Genomic DNA, 17,257 nt, shown 5'->3' with positions numbered 1-17,257 from the left:
ATAAAATCGGCCTTCCTCCTCAATGATTCAGCTCACCCCAACTCAGGATCAGCTATGACAATACACTTCGGCCCAGCCAAAAAGATCGGTACATTTTATCCACCGCAACGCACTTTGATGGGGCCGGGGCCATCCGATACCCACCCGCGCGTATTGTCCGCCATGGCCCGCCCGACTCTCGGGCATCTTGATCCAGTATTCACGGATATGATGGAAGAGCTGAAAAGCCTGCTGCGCTATGCCTTTCAAACCGCAAATCTGTTGACTTTTCCGGTTTCGGGCCCGGGTTCGGTCGGGATGGAGATGTGCTTCGTCAACATGGTCAGCCCGGGCGATAAAGTGATTGTATGCCGCAATGGCGTATTTGGCGGACGCATGATCGAGAATGTGCAACGCTGCGGTGGTACGGCAGTGGTGGTTGAAGACAAATGGGGAGCACCGGTTGATCCACAAAAACTGGAAGACGCATTGAAGCAGAACCCCGACGCGAAGATCGTCGCCTTTGTCCACGCAGAGACGTCCACGGGCGCGCTGTCAGATGCGAAAACCCTTTGCGAGATTGCTCATCGCCACAATTGCTTGACCATCGTTGATACCGTCACCTCCCTGGGTGGCTCACCGCTCAAAGTTGACGAATGGAAGATCGACGCAATTTATTCCGGTAGCCAGAAATGTCTTTCATGCCCGCCGGGGTTGTCGCCTGTCAGTTTTTCCGAACGCGTGGTGGAACTGGTCAAGAATCGCAAGGGAAAAGTGCAAAGCTGGTTTATGGATTTAAATTTGCTTCTCGGATATTGGGGGAGCGCCCGCACTTACCACCATACCGCCCCCACAAACGCGCTTTATGCGCTGCATGAATCGCTGGTAATGCTGCACGAGGAAGGGCTGGAACACTCCTGGGCGCGGCATCAACGTAACCACAAGGCACTTAAGGCAGGGTTTGAAACGCTGGGCATGGAATATCTCGTGGAGGAAAAATCGCGTCTGCCGCAGCTCAATTCTGTGCGCGTGCCGGACGGTATTGATGAGAAAGAGGTACGCCGGAGACTGCTCACCGACTATAGTCTCGAAATTGGCGCCGGCCTTGGCGACTTCGCCGGCAAGATATGGCGCTTCGGCCTGATGGGTTATTCGAGCAGAATGGAAAACATCATGCTGAGCTTGGGCGCACTGGAAACAGTATTATCCGATATGGGCAAGAAAATTGAACATGGCGCGGCAGAATCCGCGGCACATTATGCTTATGCGGCTAATCCGTTACCGCTGGAAAGTAAAAACGCTGCCCAAGCGGCTTGATCAACGTTTGAATCTAAATCCCATCCTCCGCGATAGGATGGGTGGAGCGTAGCGCAACCCATGAATTTTCAATTATGGGTTGCGGCTTGCTCGCCTTCACCCATCCTGCAAGAGTTACTCTATCAGGTAGCGACATCCATAAAAGGGAATTCTCTTGCAGCGCAATGCGCTTCACTCGTTGATCAAAGAGGGCTGATCTGAAACAAGGTAAAAAACTGAATTACAACCCTAGCCGCTGCCAGATGGTAGTCGTCGGTCCCGCCGAGTTCAACGTATAAAAGTGTAATCCCGGGGCGCCGGCGTTCAGCAACCGGTCGCATAAATCAGTCACGATATCGAGCCCAAATGCGCGTATCGATGCGCTGTCGTCGCCGTAGCCTTCCAGTTTTTTTCTGATCCAGCGAGGTATTTCCGCGCCGCAAGCATCCGAAAATCTTGCCAACTGTGAAAATTTATTGATCGGCATGATGCCGGGCACGATAGGGACACTGATACCCATTGCTTCGCAGGCATCAATGAAACTGAAGTAAGCATCCGCATTATAGAAATACTGGGTGATAACGGAATCCGCCCCAGCTTCAACTTTGCGTTTGAAATTCTGTAAATCCTCCTGAGCCGAATTGCACTGCGGGTGGTATTCCGGATAAGACGCAACATCAATGTGGAACGTGTCGTCAAATTCCTCACGTATAAACGCCACCAGTTCATTTGCATAACGAAACTCTCCCCCTTGTGCCATGCCTGACGGGAGGTCCCCTCGCAGGGCGACCACATGGCGAATACCACCGGCGCGGTATTTTTGCAACATGTCGCGGATATTTTCGCTGGTCGCGCCAATGCAGGAAAGATGAGGCGCCGCTACATAACCCTCTGTCTGAATTTCCAGAACCGTCTCAAGAGTTCGGTCGCGGGTGGATCCCCCAGCACCGAAGGTCACGGAAAAGAATTTCGGGTTGAGTTGTGCCAGTTGCTTGCGCGTCGCACGCAACTTCTCAACTCCCTCCGGCGTTTGCGGTGGGAAAAACTCGAAACTGAAGGTAGGGGCAAATTTCTTTTGCGATTCCATTTTTACTCGCCTGGATGATTCACAGGGTAGTGTGACGCAAGGTGGTTTGCAAGACTAGTCGGCGCATCCTCGGCAATCGAATAGTGCTTAAGGAAGCGGGCCACAAACGGATCCATGATAGGTCAGCGGCATGCAAGTCGCTGAGGATAGAAACAGGACTCCGGCACCCTTGGCCGATACCGATACTCATACCCGGCTTATGACATTTTTGTTTGGGGGTATTTTGCCAGACTGCGACGACAAAGAAGATAAAGGCTCAGCTACTCCCTTTATCTCCTCCCTCGCTGAAAGCCCAAAATCAATACCGGTACATCGCAGGCTTGTATGGCCCATTCTTGTCCAGGTTCAGGTAGTTTGCCTGCTCCTCGGTCAATTCGGTGAGTTTGACGCCCAGCTTTTTGATGTGCAATCGCGCCACTTTTTCGTCCAGGTACTTCGGTAGCACATAGACATTTTTCTCATAACTGGCGCCATTTTGCCACAACTCCATTTGTGCCAGCACCTGATTGGTAAACGAACTGGACATGACAAACGAGGGATGACCGGTGGCACAGCCGAGGTTTACGAGCCGTCCCTGCGCCAGCACGATGATACGGCGACCTGTGGGAAAAATGACGTGATCCACCTGTGGCTTTATGTTTTCCCACTGGTATTTCTCGACCGACGCAATATCGATTTCCGAATCAAAATGGCCGATATTGCACACGATAGCTTGGTCTTTCATTCTCAGCATATGGTCGTGGGTAATAACGCGCAGATTGCCGGTGGCAGTGACAAAAATGTCGGGCTGATCGCAAACTTCATCCATGGACACGACCCGATAGCCCTCCATTGCCGCTTGCAGGGCGCATATCGGATCTATCTCGGTTATCCACACCGTGGCGCCCAGGCCCCGCAAGGATTGGGCGCAGCCCTTGCCAACGTCGCCATATCCACATACCAGCGCAATTTTGCCGGCAATCATGACGTCGGTAGCACGTTTGATACCGTCCACCAGTGATTCACGGCAACCGTAAAGGTTGTCGAACTTGGACTTGGTTACCGAATCGTTGACATTGAATGCGGGAAAAGGCAGCTCACCTTTTTTTTGCATTTCGTACAAGCGGTGGACACCGGTAGTGGTTTCCTCGGTCACGCCCCGAATAGTGTCGCGCTTGCTGGAGTACCAGCCCGGGCTGACGCTCAGCCGTTTCCGGATCGCTGCGAACAATGCGCGTTCTTCCTCGTTAGTGGGGCTGGCTATAACCGAAGGATCTTTTTCCGCACGGCTACCGAGGATAACGAGCAACGTCGCATCGCCCCCATCATCCAGGATCATATTAGGAGCGCTGCTCGCATCCAATGCCTGATCACCGGACCATTCGAAAATACGGTGAGTATATTCCCAGTAATCATCCAGCGATTCGCCTTTGTAGGCGAATACCGGTATGCCTTCCGCTGCGATGGCCGCGGCTGCATGGTCCTGCGTGGAAAAAATATTGCACGACGCCCAGCGCACTTGGGCGCCCAGCTTAATCAGCGTTTCGATCAATACTGCCGTTTGAATGGTCATGTGCAGAGACCCGGCAATACGCGCGCCTTCCAGAGGCTTGGCATCTGCGTATTCTTCGCGTAGCGCCATCAGACCGGGCATCTCGGTTTCGGCGATGGCAATTTCCTTACGCCCCCATTCCGCGAGGGACATATCGGCAACTTTATAGTCAGTAAATTCACTGCTCTTGTTTGTAGAGGCAGATGCGGATGCAGGGCTGAGCACAGCGTTCATGAAATTATCTCCTGAAAGATGAGCGAGCGCCGTTTGTTGCGATCCTTCCGTGCCGAGCCTCACGGGACTGTGCCCGTTGCAGCGCTCCTCGGCATGAAGGAATGAGCCAACCTGAAAATTTAAGCTTGAATATTTGCCATTGCCTGAGTCTCTACCGCAGTTCCGATTCCTGCTTCATCGCGCAGCAAGGCGGCTTTATCTATCGCTTCCCAGGTGAATTCCGGTTCGTCGCGCCCAAAATGACCATAGGCGGCGGTTTTCTCGTATATCGGACGCAGCAGGTCAAGCGTATGAATAATAGCACGGGGTCGCAAATCAAAATGACGCTCGATCAGCTTGATGATTTTCGCGTCGGAAATTTTTCCTGTTCCGAAAGTTTCCACCATCAGTGAGACAGGACGCGCTACGCCGATTGCATAGGCTATCTGAACTTCGCATCTGCTGGCGATACCGGCGGCCACGATGTTCTTGGCCACGTAACGCCCTGCGTAGGCTGCGGAACGGTCAACCTTGGAAGGATCCTTACCCGAAAACGCGCCTCCACCATGGTGCGCCGTACCGCCATAGGTGTCCACGATGATCTTGCGGCCTGTCAAACCGCAATCGCCCATCGGTCCACCCACCACGAACCGCCCGGTAGGATTGATGAGGTAACGGCTCTCGCCATTCAGCATTTTTTTCGGAAGTACCGGCTTGATGACTTCTTCGATTATCGCTTCGCTCAGTTGCGCGTGGGAGATGTCCGGATGATGCTGCGTAGATATCACCACGGTTTCGATCCGCTGCGGTTTTCCGTTCACATAACGCACCGATACTTGCGACTTAGCATCCGGACGCAACCACGGCAAACGCCCATCTTTTCTCAGTTCCGCCTGCCGCTCCATCAAGCGATGGGCATAGTAAATCGGCATCGGCATCAATTGCGGCGTCTCGTCGCAGGCATAGCCGAACATGAGCCCCTGGTCGCCCGCGCCCTGATCCATTTCCTCTTCTTTGGTGCGGTTGACTCCTTGCGCAATGTCGGGAGACTGTTTGTTAAACGCGGTAAGCACAGCACAGGTACGATAATCAAAACCGATATCGGAACTGTCGTAACCAATACGCTTGACCGCCGCACGCGCAACCTGCATATAGTCGACGTTGGCCGTGGTGGTAATTTCACCCGACATCACGATCAGGCCTGTACTGCACAGAGTCTCGCAGGCTACCCGTGCACTGGGATCCTGGGTGAGGATAGCATCCAGGATTGAATCGGAAATCTGATCAGCTACCTTGTCTGGATGACCTTCGGATACGGATTCGGAAGTAAAAAGATATTCGCTCATGTTGTCCAGCCGCTATAGTGGTAAAAGGTCTGTAGAATAACAAATTACTCGGGTATTAAGAAGATCAATGATAGTGAAACCATGTTTATTCCTGTGGAATCCTTGGATACCTCCTGCACTTGCATAACGATGGCGTTGCCCGGATTGGATACCGCAAAGGTACACCAGGCACGCCAGGCACGGATGCGAGTGGTTTGCCAGGGATGGCGGGGGAAATCGGACATGGCAATAGTACCGAAGGCTTTCTCACGCGGCGGTTTATCATGCGGCGCAACGCGCTTCTTATTGATGGCGTCCCCGACGCTGCTGCCCTTTACGCCTGACCGGGAGAAGCTTTCCATATACACAGGCTCTACATTCAACTCGGCGCGTTAATGGTGAGAATGAGGTTTACCAAAATGCATGGCCTCGGCAACGATTTCGTTGTGATTGATGGCGTCAGTCAGTCGGTTTCCCTCAGTGCGGAACAATTACAAAGGCTAGCCGACCGCCATATAGGCGTCGGCTGCGATCAGGTTCTGCTCATAGAAACCGCAAAAGGCAATGCTGATTATCGCTATCGTATATTCAATGCCGATGGGGGTGAAGTGGAGCAGTGCGGCAACGGCGCGCGCTGTTTCGTTCGCTATCTGCATGATCGCGGAATGACAAGCAAGCGCGAAATCCGCGTGGAGACGCTGGGTGGCGTGATAGTTCCAAGACTGGAGGCCGATGGAGAAGTCACTGTCAATATGGGCGCACCGAAATTGGAACCTCGGGAAATACCCTTTATTGCCGAAAAACGTGCAACGACCTATCCGCTCGATATCGGCAGCAAACAACTGGAATTCAGCGTTGTGTCGATGGGCAATCCCCACGCCGTGCAATTGGTGCCGGATATAGATCATGCTCCGGTATTGACCGAAGGTGTAACGATCGAGGGTCATCCACGTTTTCCTCAGCGGGTAAACGCCGGTTATATGCAGGTTATCGACCGCCATCATATTCGGGTGCGCGTATATGAACGCGGCGCTGGCGAAACGCTTGCCTGTGGTACCGGCGCGTGTGCGGCAGTGGTAGCGGGAATTCAACGGGGCTTGCTTGAATCACCGGTCAAGGTCAGCTTTCGCGGCGGCGATTTATTTATTCGATGGGAGGGCGAAAATCAACCGGTCTGGATGACAGGTCCCGCAGTCACCGTGTTTGATGGAGAGATCGACTTATAGGATTCAGACAGGGAGAAATATGGAATCAAGTCCGGAAGAAGTTGCCGAATACCTGCGCATGCATCCTGAATTTTTTGAAGAATATGCTGATATGCTGGCGGAGATTCAGGTTCCGCATCCTCACGGCGGCAGAGCCATTCCCATTAGCGAACGTCAAATCGTCGCGCTTCGGGACAAGAATCGCATCTTGCAGGATAAACTGGGCGAGTTGATCAGGTTTGGCGAGGAAAACGGCGCTATTACCGAAAAAATGCACCGTCTGGCTGTTGCGCTACTCACCTTCACTCATCTGGCTGATTTTCTACATGGGTTGAATTTTCATTTGCGCGAGGATTTTTCTATACCTCATATGGCCCTGCGGTTGTGGAACATGACTGCCGATGGCCCCCCGCTACCGGAATTCACGCCAACCAGCGCTGATATTCGCGCCCTCGCTGAAAGCCTGCCGCGCCCTTACTGCGGTTCTCACGTATTGGACGAGGTCAGGGACTGGTTCGGAGAAGATGCTGTTCGCCTGCGCTCATTTGCGTTGGTATCCCTGTCAGCAGAGCAAACCATCGGTCTGTTGGTAATGGGCAGCGAGGATCCGCAGCGATTTTACCCGGAAATGGGAACAATTTACCTCGCGCAACTGGGCGAACTGGTAAGCGCCGCATTAAAACGTTTCACGCGTGCTGAAGGATAAGAAAAGCGCACTGCTATCAACATGACATTGGGTAATCACCAGGCCGAACTTGCCTCGGCCTATCTCATCCACCTTGCTAAAGAACGGCGTTTGTCACCGCTCACCTGTGAAAGTTACGCTCGCGATATTCGCGCTTTGCTGAACCTTGCGCAAGAAACGCCTCTCGACCGATTGCAAATTCATCATGTCCGGCGGTTTGCCGCTCAACTACATGGAGAGGGATTTTCCGGCAGGAGTCTGGCCAGAATGTTATCGGCGTGGCGGGGCTTTTATAGATACCTGACGCGGGATCACGGCTATGCATCCAACCCCTGCGACGGGATACGCGCGCCAAAATCGCCAAAAACCTTGCCACACACTCTTTCACCCGACGAGGCCGCGAAGCTGCTGGAGTTTCCAGCCTCCGACGACTTAATGGCATTGCGCGACAAGGCCATGTTCGAGCTGTGTTATTCATCCGGGTTGCGGCTGGGTGAGCTTGCCGGCCTGAAACCAGGAGATTTGAGTCTGGATGACGGCACAGTGCGAGTTACCGGCAAAGGCGGAAAAACGCGCATCGTGCCCGTTGGCAGCATGGCGGCGCAAGCCTTGCGCGAATGGATGACGCAACGCCAGGTGCTTGCTAAACCCGGCGAAACTGCACTATTCATGTCACGGTATGGCAAGAATATCAGCCGCCGATCAATTGATCAGCGGCTAAAAATCCAGGCGATGCGTCAAGGAATCAGCGCCAATATTCACCCTCATGTGCTACGGCATTCGTTCGCCTCGCACCTGTTACAATCCAGCGGTGATTTACGGGCTGTGCAGGAGATGCTGGGGCACGCCAGCATCAGCACTACCCAGGTTTATACTCATCTGGATTTCCAGCATTTGTCGAAGGTCTACGATGCGGCCCATCCACGTGCCAGGAAGAAGGAAAAAAGTTAAATCTTCAGTAACCATACAGCTTGCGTTTTCTCTACGGATCAGCGTTATAATCTTCGCTCAATCATCACGCGCCAATTTCCATGCTAGAACATCGCGGTACAACCATACTTTCGGCCCGACGAGGCGCCCAGGTCGCGCTTGGGGGGGATGGCCAGGTAACTTTAGGCGCTGTTGTCGCCAAGGCAAGCGCGCGCAAGGTCCGCAGGCTTTACCATGAAAAGATACTGGCAGGGTTTGCCGGGGGAACAGCCGATGCTTTTACCTTGTTTGAGCGGTTTGAAGGTAAGCTTGAAAGGCATCAGGGACATCTGATGCGTTCGGCGGTTGAGCTGGCGAAGGACTGGCGCACTGATCGAATTTTACGGCGGCTGGAGGCAATGCTGGTCGTTGCCGACCTGACCACTACGCTCATCATAACGGGATCGGGCGACGTGATCGAGCCCGAGTTCGGTATTGCTGCGATTGGCAGTGGCGGCTCTTACGCTCACTCCGCCGCACGCGCCCTATTGGATAATACCAGTATGACACCGGTGGAAATCGTCAAGAAAGCGCTTGTCATCGCGGGCGACCTGTGCATTTATACCAATCAGAACCATGTAATCGAGGTACTCGAGTAAACTGTAAACTGAAGAACATGAACAGTGGTCGAGGAATATAACCTTGGAAGATGAACTGAATGACAGGGTAAAAATACGTGTCTTTCGACGAATGATTGCGGGACAGCATAGCCGCGCATATCGCATACTTCCATCTTTGTTCACCTTGGCTTCGTACCCCTCGCATTTATCACCGACCTGAAATCATGTCACAACTGACCCCGCAGGAAATCGTCCACGAACTGGATAAACACATCATTGGCCAGGATAGCGCCAAGCGCTCCGTGGCCATTGCCCTGAGAAACCGCTGGCGCAGGCAGCAGGTAATGGATCCCCTACGGCAGGAGATTACGCCAAAAAATATCCTGATGATCGGCCCGACCGGCGTTGGCAAGACCGAAATTGCGCGGCGCCTGGCTAAACTGGCCGGTGCACCCTTCATCAAGGTGGAGGCGACGAAATTCACCGAGGTGGGATATGTCGGGCGGGACGTCGATTCGATTATCCGCGATCTGGTGGAAGCCGCCGTTAAACAATCCCGTGAACAGGAAACGCATAAAATGCGCGCCCGCGCGGAAGATCACGCAGAAGAGCGCATACTCGATGTCCTGCTGCCCCCTGCGAGAGAAATGGGCGTACAAACGGAGGTGGGAGAGGGGGAAAATACCACTCGGCAAAAATTCCGCAAAAGATTGCGTGAAGGTGAGCTCGACGATAAGGAAATTGAAATAGAAGTGGCGGCAGCGCACTCCCATATGGAGATCTTCGCTCCTCCCGGAATGGAGGAGCTGACGACTCAAATTCAGGGGATGTTCCAGAACCTTGGCGGAGAGCGAAAGAAAACACGCACGTTGAGAATTCGGGAAGCATTGAAAGTCATTATCGATGAGGAAGCATCCAAGCTTGTCAATGATGAAGAATTGAAACTTCACGCAGTGCAGAATGTTGAGCAGAACGGCATCGTATTCCTTGACGAAATCGATAAAATCACGAGCCGGTCCGAAAGTTCCGGCGCTGATGTCTCGCGTCAGGGCGTTCAGCGCGACCTGCTGCCGTTGGTTGAGGGCACCACCGTTTCAACCAAGTATGGCATGATCAAAACAGATCATATCCTGTTCATTGCAAGTGGTGCATTTCATCTTGCCAAGCCTTCCGACCTGATCCCTGAATTGCAGGGGCGCTTTCCGATTCGTGTCGAACTCGCGAGCCTTAGCGCTGACGATTTTGTACAGATCCTGACCAATACGGATGCCTGCCTGACGCGTCAATATGAGGCGCTGCTTGAAACTGAAGGAATCAAGCTGGAATTTACCCCCGACGCGGTGAAACGCTTGGCAGAGATTGCCTTTGCGGTTAATGAGAAAACCGAGAACATCGGCGCGAGGCGTCTATATACCGCGATGGAAAAGCTTCTGGAAGAGGTATCCTTCGATGCCGAAAAGCATCGTGATACTAAAGTTGTCGTTGATGCCGCATACGTGGATGCGCGGCTCAACACCTTATCACAAAGTGAGGATTTGGCACGCTACGTGCTCTAGCTCACAAGTCCGCAGTCTAGCGCATGCTTGGCAAGCAAGCTGCGCAAATTCCAATATTCTCAGGCGGTTTTCATTCCGTCTTCATGTAGAAGAAAAGCATCTCTCCAGACTGCGTGATGGGACCTGATCTGTTACAATTCCGGCCTGCGGCGTTCGCTCCACGTCTTCACGCCGTCCATTCTGTTTTTCGAACTTACCCGTCTGCCTAAGACTGGCGTCTCCTAATGGGGCGACAGGCCGATGTTACCTTGGAGTTTTATGTCTTTCTCTATCTTCGGCCTGTCCGATGAAATTCTTCGTGCCGTGATTGAACGCGGCTATACCGATCCAACGCCCATTCAACTACAAGCCATCCCTGCGGTGCTGGCGGGCGGCGATTTAATGGCCGGGGCTCAAACCGGCACTGGCAAGACCGCTGCATTTACCTTGCCCATCCTGCATCGTTTGTCGGACAGGAGCATTAAGGGACCCTCCAGCGGCAGGCCGCCCATACGCGCGCTGGTTCTCGTCCCTACGCGCGAGCTGGCAGCACAGGTGGAGGAAAGCATACGCATATATGGCAAATACCTGAAGCTGAGCTCGATGATAATGATTGGTGGGGTCAATATCAATCCGCAGATCACCCGCCTGAAGAGCCGCGTGGATATTCTGGTCGCCACCCCGGGCCGCCTGCTGGATCATGTACAGCAAAAAACGCTCGACCTGTCGCATGTTGAAATCCTGGTGCTGGACGAAGCTGACCGCATGCTCGACATGGGTTTCATTCGCGACATAAAAAAGATACTCATGCTGCTGCCCGTACAGCGGCAGAATCTGCTGTTCTCCGCCACTTTTTCCGATGGTATCCGGGCGCTGGCTGCTGGCTTGCTCAACCAGCCGGCCATGATCGATGTCGCGGCGCGCAACGCAACCGCTGCCAACGTGACACATATTGTGCATCCGGTGGATCGTGAGCGGAAGCGCGATCTGCTTGCCCATCTTATCAAGCAGCACCGCTGGTCGCAGGTACTGGTATTCACCCGCACCAAGCACGGCGCCAACAAATTGGCTGAGCATCTGGTTGCGAGTGGCATTCCATCGCTTGCCATACACGGCAATAAAAGCCAGTCGGCACGCACGCGAGCACTGGCGGAATTCAAGACTGGCAGCCTGCAGGTACTGGTAGCAACCGACATTGCCGCACGCGGAATCGATATCAACGAATTACCACATGTAGTCAACTTCGAATTGCCCAACGTGGCGGAAGATTACGTTCACCGCATCGGACGCACTGGGCGGGCAGGGGCAGAAGGAGATGCAGTGTCGCTGGTATGCGTGGACGAGCTCAAGCTGTTGACGGATATCGAAAGGCTGATCAAACGGGATTTATCCAGCAAAATTATCGCTGGCTTCGAGCCAGACCCGCGAATCAAGGCCGAGCCGATCGTGAATGGGAGCAGCGGCGGACAGCGCCGCTTGCCGCCCGGACTTCCCGGACGTAGCCAAAGGAGGGGAGGACAGCCAGGTACAAAGCCACCATCCGCCAGATTATCTACAGGACCTGCTGCCGGTCGCATGCCTGCATTGCAGCGTTCGGGCGGGCGCGGCCGTTGATATGCCTCATTCCATTCCAGGGTATGCCAAGCGTTGCTCGATGATCTGGGTAAACTGGCGACGTAGTACCATTTTCAACCGTTGGAAATGAATTTTGCTCAGCGAGAAAATACCGGTATAGATACGCCGAAAAATATGGTTTCTGGAGAACTGCCGGATGGAAGCAGAACTATACAAACTGGCCGGCGGCATAACCGGACGCCCAGGCCCACTGGAAATTGAACCCACCCAGATGTCCCGTCACGTCCACCACTTCACCTATAAAATAAAGCCCGGGCACTTTTTTCGCCTCCATGCTTTTGGACGATAATTCCCGGGTATCCACGCCGCCGAGCGTGACTTCCGCCTTCTTGTAGCCCGCGGTACCATCCGGAATAACCTGCCAGTCGTGCAATTGTGCGGCAATCTGCTTCAAGCTCTTGTCACTGTACTGGTTTACCGGCCCAGTTGACTGCCCACGCACGATCGTTTCGCTCCAGACCCGTGCGAAACGCCGGGGCAAGTGCTGCGCTAGCAGATTGGGTAATAGCGTGGCGCTATACTTATGATCGAGCAGCCATGCAGCCGCGTCGAGATCCGGCAGCAGGTCGATGTGCAGCGGTAATCCCGGCCGCCAGTATGAAGAAATCTGCAATATCGCGGGCCCGCTCAAGCCGCGGTGTGTGATTAACAGGTTCTCGCGGAATCGCACGCCATTGCAACTCACCACTGCATCAAGCGCAACTCCAGGAATTTCTGAAAAACAGGCCAGTTGCTGGGGTGCAAAAATCAACGGAACCAATCCAGGCCGCAGAGGGGTAACCGCGATGTCGAATTGCTCCGCGACGCGATATCCGAAGGGGCTCGCGCCAATTTGTGGAATGGAGAGGCCACCGGTAGCAATCACCACTGCATCGGTTGCCAATGTGCCACGGTCGGTTTCCAGCAAGAACCTGGAGCCGTCGATGCCGAGAAGACTTACATTACTCACTTGGCATGGCATTTCCCACTCGACGCCGGCACTATCGCATTCACGTCGCAGCAGGCCGATGACTTGCTGCGAACTGTCGTCGCAGAATAATTGCCCCAGCTTTTTTTCGTGATAGTGAATTCGATGCTTTTCCACCAGATCGATAAAGTTTTGGGGGGTAAAGCGGGACAATGCTGATCGGCAGAAATGTGGATTTTGTGAGAGAAAATCCTCCGGCCTCGTGTGGAGATTGGTGAAATTACAACGTCCACCGCCCGAGATCCGGATTTTCTCTGCCAGCTTGCTTGAATGTTCCAAGAGCAGCACGGATCGCCCGCGCTTTCCCGCTTCGATTGCGCACATCATTCCGGCCGCCCCGGCGCCTATCACCACTACATCTTTTTTTGATTTCATGTTGGCATGTTGCAGCCATTTTCACTGCTAACGTTATACAGCCGCTTTACGCCACACGCTGGCCAGCCATGATTGTTGTTCGAAAGGAAGGCCGGCAGGGCGATAGTAATGGATAATTTCGACGAACCCGGCATTGGCGAGATAGTCCCTCCAGCTTTCGATATCGTGGTATACGCCGTAGCGCCCCTGGTTCCAGCCCTCCTCGTTATTTCCCCGCGGGTTCGAGCTGAATAACACTCCGTTTAGCTTCAGCGTTGACCAAAGTTCCTTCAATACACGCGATAACTCGGACGTGGGAACATGAAACAGCGAAGCATTGGCAAATATGCCGTCAAAATATCCATCCGGCAAATCGAGCCTGAGAAAATCCTGATGCCATACCTCGCAACCACTATGGCTGCGGGCCATTTCGACAAAATTCATCGCCCCCTCCAGTCCTGTTGCAAGATGGCCAAGTTCTGCAAAAACCTTCATATCACGGCCTGGTCCACAGCCGAAATCCAATATGTTGAAGGGGGGAACGGCTTTGATATGTTGAAGCAACGCTGCGATATTTTGCCCGACGTCATGGTCTTTCGTTCCCGTCCAGAAAGCCTCGGCTCGTTCGTTGTAGCGGGCCAGCGTAAGGTCGGTGATTTCCCCGAGATCCAGTGAGTTTGGCTTCATATGGGGCGACTCTCATCGAATGTGATAGAAAAATTATCGCGATATATTCTGTCGGCTACCGGCTACCGGCTATGCCTCAGCTAATTGCGTAGTGTACAGAGAACAATGACGATATATTATTTGGAAACGCCCAGTATCGCGCCACGCGCCATTAAATCGCGCATGATTTCAAACCCGCCCTGAATTACGACCTCAGGCGAGGGATGCTGACTTTCCATGGCAATGATTTGAAGCGCCGCTTTGCCCGTATGCTCAGCAGAAGCGAGGAGATTTATCAGGCGTGACGTAAACGCATTTATTTCGGTGAATTGAATCTGATCATCCGCATCGCGAAATACGAGCAGGTAGGTTTCTGTTTGCTCGACTCGTGTGTGGGGACCAATACGGTGCACTGGCCAGTTATAACAAAGGTTAGCGAACACGGGATTTAAAACCGGACGCTGTTCCAGCAAGCCACCTTCCCGGTCGATCGCTCCCCAAGCCGGCGCCAGGGTTGAAATGGAAAGAGCGAGTTCTACCCACTCGTAATGCGCGAGCTCCAGCACGAATTCCGGATAATTTGCCGGTATCGCTTCTTCGCTCTGCAGGAAGTGGATGAACTCATCGGGTATTTGGCGAAAAAAAGGCGAGCGGCTGCGATGCGTGGCGAGGAAACAGCGCATGAGTCGCGTCCACCGCCGTTTTCCCAGCACTCTATGGAGCACGGGAAAACAGGTCAGGAGAAAACTCTCGAGATTGTTGTAAACCAGCCTTCTGTATATTTCCATGCGTCGCGTGTCAATACCGCGCGGGCAAGGGTTTATCTTGGGGTTGCGTATATGCGCAGTGAAAGCGTACTGGAGGCGCTGAAATTCAGGAAGCGGCATACCCATGGCTCGGTCCCCGATACCGGGTCTGGATCAAGCCGATGCGCTCGACTTCACGCACCAGTTCGTGGAGGGGCGGGATATTGAAATCGCGCTCCAGCAGAGTGGGCGCCACGCCATGGATATGGTAGGTTTGCTCAAGCAATGACCATACTGGATCGATCACGTCCGCCCCATGCGTATCTATAATCAAATTCTCCGCTTCATTATAGTGACCGGCCATATGCATATAAACGATGCGCTCGGTAGGCATCGCACGGATAAATTCGATCGGGTCGTAGGCGTGATTAATGCTATTGACGTATACATTATTGACGTCGAGATGCAGATCGCAATCCGCCTCGACCAATACAGCGCGAATAAAGTCCGCTTCGCTCATCTCGGCGATCGGCGCCTGAACGTAAAACGAAGCATTTTCCAACGCGATGCGTCGCTCCAGAATGTTCTGGACGCTGCGAACGCGCGCCGCCACATATTTCACTGCTTCTTCAGTAAATGGTATCGGAAGCAAATCGTATAGATGGCCATCGTCGGAGCAATAGGAAAGATGTTCGGTGTAAAAGCGGATTTGATGTCGATCCAGAAACCGCCGGATTTTTTTCAACAATACCTCGTCCAGCGGCGCCGGACTGCCGATCGAGAGCGAAAGGCCATGGCAGACAAAAGGGTAGCGCTCAGTGAAAACGCACAGATCGCGCCCCAGAATGCCTCCAAGATCAATCCAGTTTTCCGGTGCGATCTCAAAGAAATCAATGGCATCGGGAACACCGGCTTTTAACGCTGGGATCAATTCCCGCCGAAAACCGAGACCTGCACTGGCACGAGGCAGGAATTCCACGACGGGAAAAATTACTTCTTCATTCCAGCATGGGGGGCCGTGTTCGGCGCACTTGGCTTGCTTCCCCCATAGCTATCGGCCTCAGGCTGATCCACTGCCCCATCCTTGTTGGCATCGATCCTGTCGAATATGTTTTCATGATGCTTGAGAAATTCTTGCTTGGTGACTTTGCCGTCCTTATTGGCATCTACCATCGACATGCCGCATCGACCTTCACCGGATTTTGCTCCAGCGCCATATTTGCTAGGGTCTACCTTATCGGCATACGCCAGCACATAGCCCTTATCCAGGGATTGAGCGGTAAAAGGGCTGTCTGCCGCGGAGGCGAACGGTACAGCGCCAAGTGTAGCGGCAAGGGCAGAACCAACGGTCAGCGAAATCATGGTTTTCTTGTTGCGCACAGTATTTTCTCCTAATTTTTGGATGGAATATTATGTCACAGTTCGAATGAATTGGGGATTGCCTTAACCAGGCAGCTGTCAGACTTGAAGGAAATCAGCTGCAAAAGCTGCGATTCTTCTCTTCAAGTCCGACGGCTGGTAGAACCCCGCTTTCCTGCGTTGGATGAGGCACAGGAAAGCGGAGGCCAAGCCGTACAAAACAAAGACGACCAGGGATTTGACAATAGCTAGAAATTGTTCAGATGGTCTCTTAAGTTATTTACTGCTACCGCACTTGCCGTCTTTCATTTTGCCCTTCTTTTCATCTTTAGTGATAACGCCATCCTTGTCGGTATCCATATGTTCAAACATGGCGTCGTGATGCTTCGTCCATTCTTCCTTGGTGATCTTGCCGTCACGATTCGCATCTGCCATAGCCGCGCCGCACCTGCCTTCGCCGCATGCGCCTTCACCGCCGCACTTACCTTCTCCACCTTTCTTTTCGCCATAGTTATGGGAATCGGCCACCATGTAACCTTTGTCGAGGGACTGCATGGTAAATGGATTATCGGCCGCAGAAACACCCGGTACCGTACCGAGAGTAGCGACAAAAGCGGAGCCTATTGCGATAGAAATAAGGGATTTTTTGTTGGACATCATGTTCTCCTGTATATGTTAGGGATGTTACGAAACTCAGCGAAAAACCGGTTGTTGTGTCGACTTTTATCGACCAGTTTTTTTTGCGATTGACTTCGACGTGCGCAGAAACCCGATATTAAACAACCTCCGCCATTCTTGAATAATGCGATATCGTTTGGAGACAAGAACGACCATAAGAAACATAGCACAAATATTAGGGCAGGTGCGGCAATTTGTCGCACCTGCCCTATCATGGCAATGCTTCACAAAGAAATAGAACAAGGACCCGCCGCGCTTAAATCAAACGTTCCTCGACCGTTAATTTAACGGGTTATTTATTTTCTTTTGGGGGTATTCAAGCAATGGGAATTCTGCAAGAATTCCCGCTGTCGATGTTGGGAGTCTTCATGCAACTGATTGACCGGAGGTCATCTAAAGCGGGGTTAATTTCTCGGGGAACCACATCAGACAAACCGCCAACCTACTTGCTGTATAATGTTTTTTTC

The 17,257-nt window shown here is 52.9% G+C and carries 17 protein-coding genes and 1 riboswitch; of the genes, 7 read left to right on the top strand and 10 right to left on the bottom strand.

All coding sequences use genetic code 11. The features are described 5' to 3' along the window. Positions 1–54 precede the first annotated feature (54 nt). Positions 55–1,296: a pyridoxal-phosphate-dependent aminotransferase family protein gene (locus BUA28_RS10260; RefSeq protein WP_072768027.1), complete on the top strand. Its 1,242-nt coding sequence runs from the start codon at positions 55–57 to the stop codon at positions 1,294–1,296. Positions 1,297–1,516: 220 nt separating this feature from the next. Here the strand turns inward: BUA28_RS10260 and metF are convergent, their stop codons facing one another. From metF to BUA28_RS10240, 4 genes are all read right to left on the bottom strand, one after another. Then, positions 1,517–2,362: a methylenetetrahydrofolate reductase [NAD(P)H] gene (gene metF, locus BUA28_RS10255; RefSeq protein WP_072768026.1), complete on the bottom strand. Its 846-nt coding sequence runs from the start codon at positions 2,360–2,362 to the stop codon at positions 1,517–1,519. 298 nt (positions 2,363–2,660) lie between these two features. After that, a complete protein-coding gene (gene ahcY, locus BUA28_RS10250) occupies positions 2,661–4,127 on the bottom strand; it encodes an adenosylhomocysteinase (RefSeq protein ID WP_072768025.1) in 1,467 nt (488 codons plus the stop codon). Between the two features lie 17 nt (positions 4,128–4,144). Further along, positions 4,145–4,223: riboswitch (S-adenosyl-L-homocysteine riboswitch) on the bottom strand. A gap of 23 nt (positions 4,224–4,246) precedes the next feature. Beyond that, on the bottom strand, positions 4,247–5,452 hold the full coding sequence (gene metK, locus BUA28_RS10245) for a methionine adenosyltransferase (RefSeq protein ID WP_072768024.1): 1,206 nt from the start codon (positions 5,450–5,452) through the stop codon (positions 4,247–4,249). A gap of 44 nt (positions 5,453–5,496) precedes the next feature. Continuing rightward, positions 5,497–5,793: a hypothetical protein gene (locus BUA28_RS10240; protein WP_072768023.1), complete on the bottom strand. Its 297-nt coding sequence runs from the start codon at positions 5,791–5,793 to the stop codon at positions 5,497–5,499. Positions 5,794–5,829: 36 nt separating this feature from the next. Between BUA28_RS10240 and dapF the strand changes: the two genes are divergently transcribed. From dapF to BUA28_RS10210, 6 genes are all read left to right on the top strand, one after another. After that, positions 5,830–6,657: a diaminopimelate epimerase gene (gene dapF / locus BUA28_RS10235; RefSeq protein ID WP_072768061.1), complete on the top strand. Its 828-nt coding sequence runs from the start codon at positions 5,830–5,832 to the stop codon at positions 6,655–6,657. Between the two features lie 19 nt (positions 6,658–6,676). Further along, positions 6,677–7,342 (top strand): DUF484 family protein, encoded by a 666-nt coding sequence (locus BUA28_RS10230; protein WP_072768022.1) that lies wholly within the window; start codon positions 6,677–6,679, stop codon positions 7,340–7,342. 21 nt (positions 7,343–7,363) lie between these two features. Beyond that, a complete protein-coding gene (gene xerC, locus BUA28_RS10225) occupies positions 7,364–8,272 on the top strand; it encodes a tyrosine recombinase XerC (RefSeq protein WP_072768021.1) in 909 nt (302 codons plus the stop codon). Positions 8,273–8,352: 80 nt separating this feature from the next. Continuing rightward, complete coding sequence (gene hslV, locus BUA28_RS10220; protein ID WP_072768020.1) at positions 8,353–8,889, top strand: ATP-dependent protease subunit HslV; 537 nt, start codon at positions 8,353–8,355, stop codon at positions 8,887–8,889. Positions 8,890–9,074: 185 nt separating this feature from the next. Continuing rightward, positions 9,075–10,406 carry an ATP-dependent protease ATPase subunit HslU gene (gene hslU, locus BUA28_RS10215; protein WP_072768019.1) on the top strand — a complete coding sequence of 444 codons (1,332 nt, stop codon included), beginning with the start codon at positions 9,075–9,077 and terminating at the stop codon, positions 10,404–10,406. Positions 10,407–10,664: 258 nt separating this feature from the next. After that, a complete protein-coding gene (locus BUA28_RS10210) occupies positions 10,665–11,999 on the top strand; it encodes a DEAD/DEAH box helicase (protein WP_072768018.1) in 1,335 nt (444 codons plus the stop codon). Between the two features lie 169 nt (positions 12,000–12,168). Here the strand turns inward: BUA28_RS10210 and BUA28_RS10200 are convergent, their stop codons facing one another. The 6 genes from BUA28_RS10200 to BUA28_RS10170 form a co-directional block, all read right to left on the bottom strand. Then, the gene (locus tag BUA28_RS10200) at positions 12,169–13,362 is read right to left on the bottom strand and encodes a BaiN/RdsA family NAD(P)/FAD-dependent oxidoreductase (protein WP_072768016.1); all 1,194 of its coding nucleotides are present in this window, start codon (positions 13,360–13,362) and stop codon (positions 12,169–12,171) included. Between the two features lie 33 nt (positions 13,363–13,395). Then, a complete protein-coding gene (locus BUA28_RS10195) occupies positions 13,396–14,028 on the bottom strand; it encodes a class I SAM-dependent methyltransferase (protein ID WP_072768015.1) in 633 nt (210 codons plus the stop codon). A 116-nt stretch (positions 14,029–14,144) separates the two neighbouring features. Further along, positions 14,145–14,894 carry an HvfC family RiPP maturation protein gene (locus BUA28_RS10190; protein WP_072768014.1) on the bottom strand — a complete coding sequence of 250 codons (750 nt, stop codon included), beginning with the start codon at positions 14,892–14,894 and terminating at the stop codon, positions 14,145–14,147. Further along, complete coding sequence (locus tag BUA28_RS10185) at positions 14,881–15,732, bottom strand: HvfB family MNIO-type RiPP peptide maturase (protein WP_072768013.1); 852 nt, start codon at positions 15,730–15,732, stop codon at positions 14,881–14,883. Before BUA28_RS10185 ends, BUA28_RS10190 begins: the two co-directional genes overlap by 14 nt. Before the next feature lie 11 nt (positions 15,733–15,743). Continuing rightward, positions 15,744–16,133, bottom strand: a complete 390-nt coding sequence (locus BUA28_RS10180; protein WP_072768012.1) for an EF-hand domain-containing protein — start codon at positions 16,131–16,133, stop codon at positions 15,744–15,746. A 255-nt stretch (positions 16,134–16,388) separates the two neighbouring features. Beyond that, the gene (locus tag BUA28_RS10170) at positions 16,389–16,772 is read right to left on the bottom strand and encodes a hypothetical protein (protein ID WP_256598297.1); all 384 of its coding nucleotides are present in this window, start codon (positions 16,770–16,772) and stop codon (positions 16,389–16,391) included. Positions 16,773–17,257 lie beyond the last annotated feature (485 nt).

It is taken from the genome of Nitrosospira sp. Nsp11, from assembly GCF_900142705.1.
Lineage (GTDB): Bacteria > Pseudomonadota > Gammaproteobacteria > Burkholderiales > Nitrosomonadaceae > Nitrosospira.
This window is presented reverse-complemented; position numbering and strand designations above follow the sequence as displayed.